Genomic DNA, 13,071 nt, shown 5'->3' with positions numbered 1-13,071 from the left:
CCCCGCCGCTGAACCTTTTCAGCGGCGGGGTTTGTCAGTGTTGGGGCTTCTCAGTGGCGGGCAGCCTGGCCCGGGCCGCTCAGTTTCCCGAGTATGCGGTCAGGATCTGGACCAGCGCGGGATCGCCGCTCATGCCGGCGAGGGCGACCGAGGCGGCAAACATCAGACCCGCGAGCCCCGCGCAGCACGCGCTGATTCCCGTCAGGAACTTCCAGTCCTCCCGCAACACGCTGCGCACGGTGTCGGGCATGCGCAGGCCCGGGGCAATCAGGTTGGGCGCGCTGTCCGTCGATCCGTCGTCCAGGAATGCGACAACGCGTCCGGCGCCGCGGTCCACGCGCATGGCGCTGATGTGGTTGCCGTGCCGGGCCAGAAGGATGTCGTGGCCAACCAGCTGGCGGCGCTGAAGAGTGATCATGGGGCTCCCTTGGTAGGTGGGTTCTCGGACGTCCGCACCATCGCAGGGCACCTCCCATTTTACTGAGCCGGTCCGCGCCGGGCGGCCCGCTGGGCGGTGAGGCTGCCCACGACAGAGGGTGATCCTCATCAAGTCCGGACACAGCCGCGACCTGACACAGCCAAGTCCGCGCCCTCCTGTCCCGCGGCTACGCCCGGCACTAGAGTGGCACCAGCCGCCGACAGCCCGGGCGGAAGCGGATCAAAGGAGATGTTGCGTGTTTTCAAGCCCGTACCCCGACGTCGATGTTCCCAACCTCGGCATTTACGACTACCTCTTCGGCGCTCTGGCAGAGGAGGACCTGGACCGGGTCGCCGTCGTCGATGGCGCCAGCGGTGCGGAGACCACCTACCGGGCGCTGCGCGGGCAGATCGACGCCCTCGCCGGTGCCGTCGCCGCCCAGGGCCTGGGTGTGCACGGCGTGGCCGCCATCCTGTGTCCCAACGTCCCCGCCTTTGCCACCGTCTTCCACGGCCTGCTCCGGGCAGGCGCAACGGTCACCACCATCAACGCCCAGTACACGGCGGACGAGATCGCCACCCAGCTCACCGACGCCGGCGCGGACTGGCTCTTCACCGTATCGGCGCTGCTTCCGGCCGCCCGTGAGGCCGCCGAAAGGACCGGGATCCCTGCCTCACGGCTCGTGGTGCTCGACGGCGCCGACGGCCACCCCTCGCTGGCCGACTTGCTCGCAATGGGCGCACCGGCACCTCGCGTCTTGTTCGATCCCGCCACGCATGTGGCCGTGCTGCCCTACTCTTCCGGCACCACCGGCCGGCCGAAGGGGGTCATGCTCAGCCACCGAAACCTCGTCGCCAACGTGGAACAGGCCAGGGGTCTGCTCGACGTCGGCCCCGAAGACCGGGTCCTGGCGCTGCTCCCATTTTTTCACATCTATGGGCTGACCGTGCTGCTGAACCTCGCGCTGCGCCAGCGGGCCAGGCTTGTGACCATGCCCCGGTTCGACCTGCCCGAGTTCCTGCGGATCATCCAGGACCACCGGTGCAGCTACCTGTTCATCGCGCCCCCCGTGGCCGTGGCGCTGTCCAAGCACCCGCTCGTTGCCGAGTACGACCTCGGCTCGGTGCACACCGCCCTTTCCGGCGCGGCGCCGCTGGACGGCGAACTTGGCAAGCGCCTGGCCGAACGCCTCGGCTGCCAGGTCCTGCAGGGCTACGGCATGACCGAGATGAGCCCGGTATCGCACCTCATTCCGCGCCAAAGTCGCGATGGGCTCAGGGTCCCCGTCAGTTCCGTGGGGTACACGGTGCCGAACATGCAGTGCCGCCTCGTGGACCCGGCCACGGGGGAGGAGATCCCGGTTCCCGCGGAAGGGACCAGCGCGCCGGGGCACCTGTTGTGCCGCGGGCCGAACGTGATGCTCGGCTACCTCAACCGGCCCCAGGAAACCGCGGACACCCTGGACGAGGACGGCTTCCTGCGCACGGGGGACATCGCCACGGTGCGGGCGGACGGAGTGGTGACGGTCGTGGACCGGCTCAAGGAACTGATCAAGTACAACGGCTACCAGATCGCCCCGGCGGAACTGGAGGCGCTGCTCCTCACCCACCCCGGCATCGCCGACTCCGCGGTGGTCGGCTCCCTCGACGCCGACGGCCAGGAGGTGCCCAAGGCGTTCGTGGTCCGCCAGCCGGGCGCGGACGGCGATGCCTTGGACGTGGCGGGCGTCATGGACTTCGTGGCGGGCCGGGTGGCGCCGTTCAAGAAAGTCCGACAGGTCGAGTTCATCGAGGCCGTGCCGAAATCCGCCTCAGGAAAAATCCTGCGGCGGATGCTTGGGTCTGCAGGTTCAGACAACGGCCAAGCCGCCGTGCCGGCAGCGGCACCGAAGAAGCAGTAGCGCCTCAGTCGGCGTCGGTTTTGGCGATGTAGACGTCACAGGGGGCGTTGTGGGCCACGCTGTTCGCAACGCTCCCCAAGACCCGGCCGATTCCGCTCATGCGCCGGTTGCCGACCACGATCATCAAGGCATGGGTCCGTTCGGCTTCCCGGATCAGGGCCTCGGCCGGCTTGCCCCGCGCGGCGGCGTACGTGACGGTGATGTCCGGGCGGCGAAGGCCTTCCGCGACCGAGCGCGCAACCGTTTCCGCATTGCCGGCGTCGGAAACGATCCACTGGTCACTGCCGCTGCCGAAGACCTGTGTCTTGTCGCTGTCAAAGGCGCTGACCACATGAAGTGTCGCCCCCACGGAAACTGCGAGGTCGCGCGCGGTGTGCGCCGCCCGCAGTGCAGTTTCACTGCCGTCGACGCCGACAACGATTATTCCGGTCATGGACCGCTCCTCTTTCAACGAGTAATGCTGTTTAGTGTGCCTGGCCGATCAACTGGCCCCAGCGCGCCCCAGTCGAGGCCCCGCGTGGATCCTGCCGGTGTTCACGCTACAGGGCGGCCAGGGCTTCCCGCAGGACCGGCGCGAGCCGCCGCACACCCTCGCGGATCGATTCGGGCGGCACCGCGCTGAACGCCAGCCGAATCTTGTTCGACGGGTCGTCCGAGTTTGTAAAGGCCGCTCCCGGAATGAAGACGACGCCGGCGTCGATGGCCTTCCTTAGCAGCGGGTAAGTATCCACGCCGTCGGGCAGCGTAACCCACACGAAGAAGCCGCCTTCAGGGCGCGTCCAGGTCAGTCCCTCCGGCATGTATTCGGCCAAGGCGGCCAGCATTGCCTCGCAACGTTCCTGGTACAGCCCCCGATACGTCTCGATCTGGCCGCGCCAGTCGTAGTCGCGCAGATAGGCCGACACCAGCATCTGGTTCAGCGTCGGCGGGCACAGGGTGACGGCCTCCGACGCCAGGTAATACCTGCGCTGCAGGTGCGCCGGGACCAGGGCCCAGCCGATCCGCAGGCCCGGGGCGAAGATCTTGGAAAAGGACCCCATGTAGATGACGTCATCCGGGTTGGCCGCCCGGAGGGGGATGAGCGGCTTGCCGTCGAAGCGGAGCAGGCCGTAAGGGTTGTCCTCCAGCACCAGAATATTCGCGCGACGGCATATATCCACCACGGATTGCCGGCGTTCCGCGGACAGGGTAATGCCGGACGGGTTGTTGAAGCTGGGAATGGTGTACAGGAACTTGACGTTCTTGCCCGCGGTCTGGAGGGCGGCGATCTTTGCCTCCAGCAGATCAGGGATGATGCCGTCACCGTCCATCGGCACCGTTTCGACCTCCACCTGGTAGGCCTCGAAGGTGTTGAGGGCCCCGACATAGGTGGGGTCCTCCACGAGGACCACGTCGCCCGGATTGCAGAAAACCTTGGTGGCCACATCCTGCGCGGACTGCGAGCCGGCCGTGATGACAATGTTCGCGGGGTCGGCGTCCAGGATCCCCTCGGCCGCCATGACCTCGCAGATCTGGATGCGGAGCTCTTCAGTGCCTTGGCCGCCGCCGTACTGCAGGGCGGTCATCCCCTGCTCGGCGATGATCTTAGCAGCGGTCTGGCCCAGGCGTTCCAGCGGCAGGGACTGCAGGTAGGGGCTGCCCCCGGCGAGGGAAACGAGCCCAGGGCGCATCGAGATGTCGAAGACATCCCGGACCGCCGACTGCTTGATATTTGCTGCGCGCTCCGAGAACAGGATCTCGTGGCGGTGGGCGGACGTAGCCGCACGTTCGATTGCGTCAATGGCCTCGGCCGGAAGTACTGCTGCGGCGGCATCAAGTGTTTCGTGGGTCACAAACCCAAGGATACTACCCGTGTTGTCTTGGGGGAAACGATTGTTTCCAGAGAATGCCAGGGCTGAAACAGGCGGGGATGCTCCGGGCGGCCCGGGGCCCCCGGCAGCACACGGCTGCCGGGGGCCCGGGAGATATCTGGCGCGGAGTGCGGGGTGCGGTAGCTTACGCCGCTTCCGCAGCGGGAGCCTCGGCCAGTGCGTCGAACACGCCCTTGATCTGCTCGACAACTTCGGCGTCGTCCTTGGGGTGGACCTCGGCGAAGCGGACCATCGAGCCCGGGACTGCCAGCTTGACGTTTTCGAGGACCTGGGCGCCGGCGATGCCGACGGCCTTGCGGGCCTCGTCCTGGGCCCATACGCCGCCGAACTGGCCAAAGGCGGTTCCGACAACCGCGGTGGGCTTGCCGGACAGGGCGCCTGCGCCGAAGGGGCGGGACAGCCAGTCGATGGCGTTCTTCAGCGATGCCGGGACGGTGCCGTTATGCTCTGGCGTCACCAGCAGGATGGTGTCGGCCTCGTTGGCGGCGGCCCGCAGGGCGGCGGCGGCCGCGGGCACCTGGCCTTCGACGTCGATGTCCTCGTTGTAGAAGGGGATGTTGCCCAGGCTCTCGTGAATGACCACGTCCACCTGTTCCGGGGCGTTGAGCGCGATGGCCTCGGCCAGCTGCAGGTTGGTGGAGCCGGCGCGAAGGCTGCCGACGAGAGTGAGGATGGTCTTCTTGGACATGTGTACTCCTGTGCATCACGCCGCGGGGTGATTCCGGCGGCTGGTGGATCGTGAGGCTTTGGGGGCCTTCACCCATGCTAAACGGACTGCGGTCCGGTTATATTCCAGAGCCACTTTCCAGGGCGCTAGAATCAGCGGTGTGAGCCTCATCCCGATCCGTCCCGGCGCCCAGTCCGGGGCGGGGCGCCCCGCCGCCCCCGCCGCAGAATCAGCGCGCAGCGACGCGATGCGCAACAGGGAGCTCCTGCTCTGCGCCGCCCGGGAAATCGTTGACGAATCCAGCGTCGACGCCCTCACCATGGACCGGCTGGCGCAGCGCGCCGGAGTTGGAAAAGGGACGGTCTTCCGGCGGTTCGGCAGCCGTGCCGGGCTGATGATGGCGCTCCTTAGCGACGCCGAGGCCGAATTCCAGGGCCGGTTCATGTTTGGTCCGCCCCCGGTAGGTCCCGGCGCGCCGCCCCTGGAGCGGCTGATCGCCGTGGGCGCCGCCCGCATTGACTGGATCTTGGAATTCGGGGAGCTCGCGCGGGCCGCCGACGCCTCGGTCTACAACAGGTTCGATGTCCCGCCGGCCGTCCTCTGGCGCCGTCATCTCGAGATGCTGCTGCGCGAAGCCGGCGTGACGGCGGACCCGTGGGTCATGGCGTCGGCCCTCGGGGCGTCGCTGGAGCCGGAACTGTTGCTCCATTCCGTCGGCGTGCACGGGATTGCGCCGGAGCGCCTTGCGGACACCTGGCGGGAGCTTGTCACTCGCGTAGTGTGCGGTCCCTAGCGGCGCAGACGGTTCCGTGGGTCAAATCCATTCCACGGAGTTATTCATAACGATCTGTAGCGAAGCCGCCGTGTCGCGGCCCGTGAGAGCCCGGCGGAGCCCGACTAATGTGATAGCTTCCTCTGGAATGTGACCCGCAACATAGCCCACAAGGGCTCAGCCGCAAGGCATGCGGGCGGCCGGAAACCAGCTGGCCCATACTCCCGAACCGGCCGCGCAACCCGCTGCCGGATGGGGACGACGGAAGGATCGACGTTGTGAATAATCTTGCCCCCGGCACAGGCGGGCCCGCCCGTGCGGCCGCAGCCGTGACGCCCGGATCTGCTCAGGCAACGGCGATCCAGAACTAGCCGCTCCATGCTTCGATATCTCGCCAAACGCGCGCTCACGTACGTCTTCATGATCTTCCTGACCACCAGCGCCGGCTATCTCCTGGCCGTGAGCACGCTGCAGCCGGCGCTGCTGGAGCAGGAGCGGATTCCGCGGCCCACGCCCGAGCAGGTGGTCAATTCCTTCCGGCTCAAGGGGCTCGATCCCACCCTCAACCCGTGGGAGCGCTACGTCGACTGGCTCACCGCCATTCTCACCCGCTGGGACTGGGGACGGAGCCCCAACGGCGCCTTCATCAACGCCGAGTTCGGCGACCGGGTCTGGATCTCAACCCGGCTCTTCCTGGCCTCGATCATCCTGACCCTCGTGATCGGCGTCGCCCTCGGCGTCTTCACCGCAGCCCGCCAGTACAAGGCCTCGGACCGGGCCATCACCTCGTACAGCTACCTCATGTACATCGTCCCCGCACCGATCGCCTACTTCCTGGTGCAGCTGGGCGCCATCAACATCAACGAGTCGGTCGGGGAGCGGGTCTTCTTTGTCACCGGCATCTCCACCCCGGGTCTGGACGGCGACGGCTGGGCCCAGTTCGTCGACATGCTCGCCCACTACGCCGTGCCCACGTTCGCCATCACAATTGTGGGCTGGGGCGCGTACCAGATCGCCCAGCGCCAGTATCTGCTGGACAACGTCAACGCCGACTTCGTCAGGACGGCGCGGGCCAAGGGCCTGACCCGCAACCAGGCCATCAGCCGGCACGCCCTGCGGGTGTCCTTCATCCCCGTGGCGCAGAGCATTGCGTTCACCATCCCGGCCATCTTCGCCGGCGGCTTCTTCGCCGAGAAAATCTTCGCCTGGCACGGCGTCGGGTCCTGGTCCATTGACTCGATCGCCCTGCAGGACGTCAACGCGGCCACCGCTACCCTCGCCTACGGCTCCGTCATCTTCGCGGTCGGAGCGATCCTCGCCGACTTCGCCACCACGCTCGTGGACCCGAGAGTGCGGGTGCAGTAATCATGACCAACCTCAACACGATTGATCCTGCCGCCGTCCTGGACGAAGGAAAGTTCGGCGACGACGAGGTCGTGATCGGCAAGTCGCGCATCATCCTGCGGCGCTTCCTGCGCAACCGGACAGCCGTCGCCGGCCTCGCCATCTTCCTGGCCCTGACCCTCTTCTCCTTCATCGGTGGCTTCTTCGGCAGCTGGGACAAGGAGACCATCGACCCCTTCAACATCGGCATGCCGCCCTCCGCGGAGCACCCGCTGGGCACCTCCCAGGCCGGGATCGACCTCTACGCCCTGACCGTCGAAGGCACCAGGGTCTCCATCCTGATCGGCGTCGTCGTCGGCCTCGTCTCGGTGCTGATCGCCGCCGTCTACGGCTGCACCATGGCGTTCTTCGGCCGCAAGGTGGACAAGGTCATGCTGTTCATCCTCGAAGCCCTGATCATGATGCCGGCCCTGCTGGTAGTCGCGGTGGCCACGAGCGGCGGCGCCAACGGCCTGAAGAACACCGTCCCGAGCTGGCTGCTGCTCATCATCGTGCTGCTGGTCTTCAGCTGGATGGGGACCGCACGCCTCATCAGGTCCCTGTCGCTCTCTCTCATGCAGCGTGACTTCGTCAAAGCCTCCCAGTACATGGGCATCCCGCCGCGCCGGATCGTCTGGCGCCACCTCGTGCCGAACATCGGCTCCCTGCTGGTCCTGGAAGTCACCCGCGGGGTCACCGGCGCCATCCTCGCCGAGGTCGCGTTCTCCTTCATCGGCATCGGCATCAAGGTCCCCGACGTGAGCCTGGGCGTACTGATCGGCCAGTCCACCTCCCAGGTCTCCACCTTTCCGTGGATGTTCTGGGCTCCCCTGATCGTGATGTTCCTGCTGACCGGCTCACTCGCCATGATGAACGACGGCCTACGCGACGCATTCGACCCCAGCTCCAGCTCCGTTGGCCGCGCCAAGAGGAAGAAGGCCAGTGGCAAGGCCACTGGCAAGATACCGTCTGGCACGATACAGAAGAAGATCAAATGACCAGCAACACCACCGCACGGGACACCGCCCAAGGCACCGCCGAGCGCCTCCACGCCGCCGGGCTGCACGCCCCCGCCAGCGCGGTCCTCTCCGTCCGGGACCTCAACGTCCGCTTCAACACGGAAAACGGCGTGGTGCACGCGGTCCGCGGCGTCGACTTCGACGTGATGCCCGGCAAGACGCTAGGCATCGTGGGCGAGTCCGGCTCCGGCAAATCGGTCACGTCCATGGCGATCATGGGCCTGCTGCCCCCGACGGCGGAAATCACCGGTTCCGTCCGGCTGCAGGGCAAGGAGCTCCTCGGCCTCAGCGACAAGGCCATGTGCCGCCACCGCGGCAGCGACCTCGCCATGGTGTTCCAGGACCCGCTGTCCTCCCTGACCCCGGTCTACACGGTCGGCACCCAGATCATCGAGGCCCTGACCGTCCACAACCCGACCATGAGCAAGCAAGCCAAGGAGGCACGCGCCGTCGAACTCCTGGGGTTGGTCGGCATCCCCAGCCCGAAGGACCGGCTCAAGGCCTTTCCGCACGAGTTCTCCGGCGGCATGCGCCAGCGCGTCATGATCGCCATCGCGATCGCCAACAACCCGCGGGTTCTGATCGCCGATGAGCCGACGACGGCGCTGGACGTCACCATCCAGGCGCAGGTCCTCGAGGTGCTCCACGCCGCCCAGGAGGAGACCGGCGCCGCCGTCGTCATGATCACGCACGACCTCGGCGTGGTCACCGGCATGGCGGACGACATCATGGTGATGTACGCGGGCAGGCCGCTGGAGACCGGCAGCGTCGATGACATCTACTACAGCCCGCGGATGCCCTACACGATGGGCCTGCTCGGTGCGGTCCCGCGCGTGGACGTCGCGGAAAAATCGTCGCTGGTGCCGATCGACGGCATCCCCCCGAACCTCACCCAGCCGCCCACCGGCTGTTCATTCGCGCCGCGGTGCCCGCTGGCCAGCGAGGCCTGCCTCGACGGCGAACCGGACCTCCGGGCGGTGGCGCCCGGCACCGGGCACAGCGCCGCGTGCATCAAGAGCGAGGCCCTCGCCGACGTCGATGTCAATACGGTCTTCGCCGTCCCGGCCGTGCCGGTATCCCGCTTTGACAGCCTTCCCCGGCACGAACGCAAGATAGTCCTGGAACTCCGCGACGTCAGGAAGCACTTCCCGCTGATGAAGGGCGCCCTGATCAAGCGCAGGATCGGCACGGTGAAGGCCGTGGACGGGCTGAGCTTCGATATCCGCGAGGGCGAGTGCTTCTCGATCGTGGGGGAGTCGGGCTGCGGAAAGACCACCACCCTGCTGGAAATCATGGAATTCCACAAGGACCAGGACGGCGAGGTGGTGATCGGCGGGCTGAGCAACAAGCAGGCCGCGGACGCCCGGGCCAAGAGCGCCATGCGCAAGGAACTGCAGATGGTGTTCCAGGATCCCACCGGGGCACTGGATCCGCGCTTCACCGTGTACGAGGTCCTGGCCGAGCCGATGGAAAACCTGGGCATGCCCAAGGCTGCCATCCGGAAGCGGATCATGGAGCTCATGGAGCTGGTGGGCCTGCAGGCGGACCACGTCAACCGGTTCCCCAACCAGTTCTCCGGCGGCCAGCGCCAGCGCATCGGCATTGCCCGCGCCCTCGCGGTGAACCCCCGGCTGGTGGTCCTGGATGAGCCCGTCTCCGCCCTCGACGTATCGGTGCAGGCCGGCGTCATCAACCTCCTGGACAAGCTCCGTGCCGAACTCGGCCTCAGCTACCTCATGGTGGCCCATGACCTCTCCGTGGTCCGGCACATCTCCAACCGCGTTGCCGTCATGTACCTGGGCAAGATCGTGGAGATCGGCGACGTCGACGCCGTCTTCGACAACCCCCGCCACCCCTATACCCGTGCCCTGCTCTCCGCGATCCCGGTACCGGATCCGGAGCTGGAGCGCACCCGCGAGCGGATCATCCTCCAGGGCGACCTGCCCTCGCCGCTGGAAGCGCCGGCAGGCTGCAACTTCGCCACCCGCTGTCCCGTGTTCGCGGCCCTGCCGCCGGCCAGGCAGGAGAAGTGCCTGACCCTGGAGCCGGCCCTCGAAGCGTCCGCCGCCGTCCAGCAGTTCGCCTGCTTCTACCCGGACGGCGAACTGGACGCGGACATGGTCGTTGTCCACGAAAACCACTGAATCACCGGACCAGCACACACCACCCGAGAACCCACGCATCACACTCGCATGAAAAAAATGAAGGGGATCACATGAAAAATCGGATCAGGATCGGCGGCCTCACGGCCGTCGTGGCGGCCCTCGCGCTGACCGCTTGCGGCAGCGGTGGCGCCTCAACCACCGCCCAGAGCGCCAAGGCACAGGATGCCTCCGGCGACCTGAGCAAGCTGGTCAGCGTCAACGCCAAGAAGGCCGCCGACCTGCAGCAGGGCGGTACCGTAACGCTGCCCCTGGGCAACATCGGACCGGACTTCAACGGCTTCTCCAACGCGGGCAACTCAGCGGACAACACTGAACTGCACTACCCGATCGACGAGGCCGGCTACGTGGGCTGCTGGAAGCTGGACTTCGACGGCACCGCCAACCTCAACAAGAACTTCTGCGAAGACTTCAAGAGCGAGGTCAAAGACGGCAAGCAGACCATCACCATCAAGATCAACCCGAAGGCCGCCTACAACGACGGCACCCCGATCAACGCCGCCACGTTCGAGAACACGTGGAAGATGCTCAATGGCCAGAACAAGGACATCGACATCGTCAGCTCCGGCGCCTACGAGTTCATCGACTCCGTGAAGGCGGGAAGCAGCGACAAGGAAGTCGTTGTCACCACCACACAGCCGGTGTACCCGCTCAGTGACATGTTCGGCGGCTTCATCCCGCAGACCGTGAACACTCCCGAAATCTTCAACACCGGCTTCACGGGCGAACTGCACCCCGAGTGGATGGCGGGCCCGTTCAAAGTCGACAAGTTTGACTCCGCCGCGAAGACTGTCTCCCTCGTGCCGAATGACAAGTGGTGGGGCGAGAAGCCGGTCCTGGACAAGGTGATCTTCCGCCAGCTGGAGGCCAGCGCCGAGATCGCCGCCTTCAAGAACGGCGAGATCGACATGGCCGACGGCCGCACGCTGACGAAGTACAAGCAGCTTGAAGGCACGAAGAACTCCGAGGTCCGCCGCGGTCAGCGCCTCTTCGCCGGCGGCCTGAACCTCAACGCCCTCAAGGCCCCGCTCACCGACGTCGCAGTCCGCAAGGCAATCTTCGCCGCCGTGGACCGTCCCGCCATCCGCGCCGTCCGCTTTGGCGGACTGAACTGGGAAGAGAACAGCTCGGGCTCGATGATGCTGATGCCGTTCTCGAAGTACTACCAGGACAACTACCCGGTCAAGGAAACCGGCGCCGACGCGGCCAAGAAGGTCCTGACGGAGGCCGGCTACAAAGCCAACGCCAAGGGCATCATGGAAAAGGACGGCGTCCCGGCGTCGTTCAAGATCACCAACTTCGGTGACGACCCCACCGGCCTCGCCACCGTGCAGACGCTGCAGAAGCAGCTTCAGGCGGCCGGCATGGACGTTGGCATCGACCAGCGCGGTGACGCCGACTTCGGCAAGGTGGTTGGCAGCCGCGACTTCCAGCTCACCATCAGCGGCTACACGGTAGGCGCCGACGCCACCTCCGGCGTGAAGCAGTTCTACGATTCCAAGACCAACGAGAACGAACTCGGCGACGCCGAACTGGACAAGGCCATCAAGGACCTCGCGTCCATCCAGGATGACGCCCAGCGCAACAAGGCCGCCATGGACGTCGAGAAGAAGCACATGGAGAAGTACTTCTCGATGGGCGTCATCATGAACGGCCCGCAGATCTACTTCGCCCGCACCGGCCTGGCCAACTACGGTGCAGCCCTGTTCCAGACCCCGGACTGGAGCGTCGTCGGCTGGCAGAAGAGCTAGCTCTGACGAGCACCACGCACTAACAAGCAGCACGGCCGAGGCCGGTGCCCCCGGAATCATCCGGGCGGCACCGGCCTCGTTCGTTTAGGCCCTGCCGGACGGCCGCCCCGGTGCAGGCCCAGCCGGTAGCCTTGGCACCATGAGCAACGATTCAACCCGGCCCATCCGCACCGCCGTCGCCGGTTTCGGCCTTTCGGGCAGCGTCTTCCACGCCCCGTTCATCGCCGCAAACCCGGCCTATTCGCTCGATGTCATTGCCACTTCTGACGCCGGCAGGAGATCTGCGGCCGCACACAGCTATCCGGCGGCCAGGATCGTCGACACCCCTGCCGATATCCTGGAGCTCGCCGGCGAACTGGACCTGCTGGTGCTCGGCACGCCGCCCGCCACCCACTATCCACTCGCGAAAGCGGCGCTGGAAGCCGGCCTCGACGTCGTCGTCGACAAGCCCTTCGCTGTCAGCAGCGCCGAGGGGCAGGAGCTCATCGACCTGGCCGGGCGGCTGGGCCGGGTGCTCACGGTGTTCCAGAACCGGCGCTGGGACGGCGACTTCCTCACCGTGAAGGCCCTCATGGACACCGGAGCCTTCGGCACCGTGAGCCGCTTTGAGTCCCGCTTCGAGCGGTGGTCGCCCGACGTCCCCAAAGCATGGAAGGCGGCCGCAACGGCGGACGACGGCGGCGGGGTGCTGTTTGACCTCGGCACCCACCTGCTGGACCAGGCCGTGCAGCTTTTTGGGCCGGCCACGCTCACGCATGCGGAACTGGCGGCCCGGCGGCCCGGAGCCAAGGCGGACGACGACGTCTTCGTGGTCCTGCGGCACAGTTCCGGGGTGACCAGCCACCTGTGGATGAACATGCTGTGCGCCCAGCAGGGCCCGCGCTACCGCATCCTGGGCAGCGAGGGCGGTTTCACCAAGCACGGCGTGGACCCGCAGGAGCCGTACATCCTGGCCGGCGGAAGCCCGCTGGATGCCGACTACGGCGTGGAAGATCCGGACTGGGCCGGGCTGCTGGGGCGCGACGGGCATCTGGACCGGCTGCCCACCGAGCGCGGCGCCTATCCGGAGTTCTACCGGATCCTGGCCGCCAAGATCGCCGACGGCGGCGCCGGCTCGGCGCTGCCAGT

General features: G+C 66.8%; 11 protein-coding genes. 7 read left to right on the top strand and 4 right to left on the bottom strand.

The window, feature by feature from the left end; translation table 11 throughout:
- Positions 1-79: 79 nt before the first annotated feature.
- On the bottom strand, positions 80-418 hold the full coding sequence (locus Y706_RS0117280) for a hypothetical protein (protein ID WP_028277587.1): 339 nt from the start codon (positions 416-418) through the stop codon (positions 80-82).
- Between the two features lie 256 nt (positions 419-674).
- Between Y706_RS0117280 and Y706_RS0117275 the strand changes: the two genes are divergently transcribed.
- On the top strand, positions 675-2,318 hold the full coding sequence (locus tag Y706_RS0117275) for an AMP-binding protein (RefSeq protein ID WP_028277586.1): 1,644 nt from the start codon (positions 675-677) through the stop codon (positions 2,316-2,318).
- Positions 2,319-2,322: 4 nt separating this feature from the next.
- Here the strand turns inward: Y706_RS0117275 and Y706_RS0117270 are convergent, their stop codons facing one another.
- The 3 genes from Y706_RS0117270 to Y706_RS0117260 form a co-directional block, all read right to left on the bottom strand.
- Positions 2,323-2,751 carry a universal stress protein gene (locus tag Y706_RS0117270; RefSeq protein ID WP_028277585.1) on the bottom strand — a complete coding sequence of 143 codons (429 nt, stop codon included), beginning with the start codon at positions 2,749-2,751 and terminating at the stop codon, positions 2,323-2,325.
- Between the two features lie 106 nt (positions 2,752-2,857).
- Positions 2,858-4,150: an aminotransferase-like domain-containing protein gene (locus Y706_RS0117265; protein ID WP_028277584.1), complete on the bottom strand. Its 1,293-nt coding sequence runs from the start codon at positions 4,148-4,150 to the stop codon at positions 2,858-2,860.
- A gap of 163 nt (positions 4,151-4,313) precedes the next feature.
- On the bottom strand, positions 4,314-4,877 hold the full coding sequence (locus tag Y706_RS0117260; RefSeq protein WP_018775397.1) for an NAD(P)H-dependent oxidoreductase: 564 nt from the start codon (positions 4,875-4,877) through the stop codon (positions 4,314-4,316).
- A 226-nt stretch (positions 4,878-5,103) separates the two neighbouring features.
- Here Y706_RS0117260 and Y706_RS0117255 point away from each other — a divergent pair, with 226 nt between their 5' ends.
- The 6 genes from Y706_RS0117255 to Y706_RS26170 form a co-directional block, all read left to right on the top strand.
- The gene (locus tag Y706_RS0117255; RefSeq protein ID WP_043436400.1) at positions 5,104-5,649 is read left to right on the top strand and encodes a TetR/AcrR family transcriptional regulator; all 546 of its coding nucleotides are present in this window, start codon (positions 5,104-5,106) and stop codon (positions 5,647-5,649) included.
- A 357-nt stretch (positions 5,650-6,006) separates the two neighbouring features.
- Positions 6,007-6,993 carry an ABC transporter permease gene (locus Y706_RS0117250; protein ID WP_028277582.1) on the top strand — a complete coding sequence of 329 codons (987 nt, stop codon included), beginning with the start codon at positions 6,007-6,009 and terminating at the stop codon, positions 6,991-6,993.
- A gap of 2 nt (positions 6,994-6,995) precedes the next feature.
- Positions 6,996-8,009: an ABC transporter permease gene (locus tag Y706_RS0117245; RefSeq protein ID WP_028277581.1), complete on the top strand. Its 1,014-nt coding sequence runs from the start codon at positions 6,996-6,998 to the stop codon at positions 8,007-8,009.
- Positions 8,006-10,174: a dipeptide ABC transporter ATP-binding protein gene (locus Y706_RS0117240; protein ID WP_028277580.1), complete on the top strand. Its 2,169-nt coding sequence runs from the start codon at positions 8,006-8,008 to the stop codon at positions 10,172-10,174. Before Y706_RS0117245 ends, Y706_RS0117240 begins: the two co-directional genes overlap by 4 nt.
- Before the next feature lie 71 nt (positions 10,175-10,245).
- Positions 10,246-11,943, top strand: coding sequence for an ABC transporter family substrate-binding protein (locus tag Y706_RS0117235; RefSeq protein WP_028277579.1), 1,698 nt, complete (start codon positions 10,246-10,248; stop codon positions 11,941-11,943).
- A 139-nt stretch (positions 11,944-12,082) separates the two neighbouring features.
- Positions 12,083-13,071: Gfo/Idh/MocA family protein (locus Y706_RS26170; RefSeq protein WP_043436377.1), on the top strand; the 989-nt coding region annotated here is incomplete at its 3' end.

This window comes from Arthrobacter sp. I3, assembly GCF_000520575.1.
GTDB lineage: Bacteria > Actinomycetota > Actinomycetes > Actinomycetales > Micrococcaceae > Arthrobacter > Arthrobacter humicola_A.
Note: the sequence above shows the minus strand (reverse complement) of the source record. Positions and strands in the feature narration are given on the sequence as shown.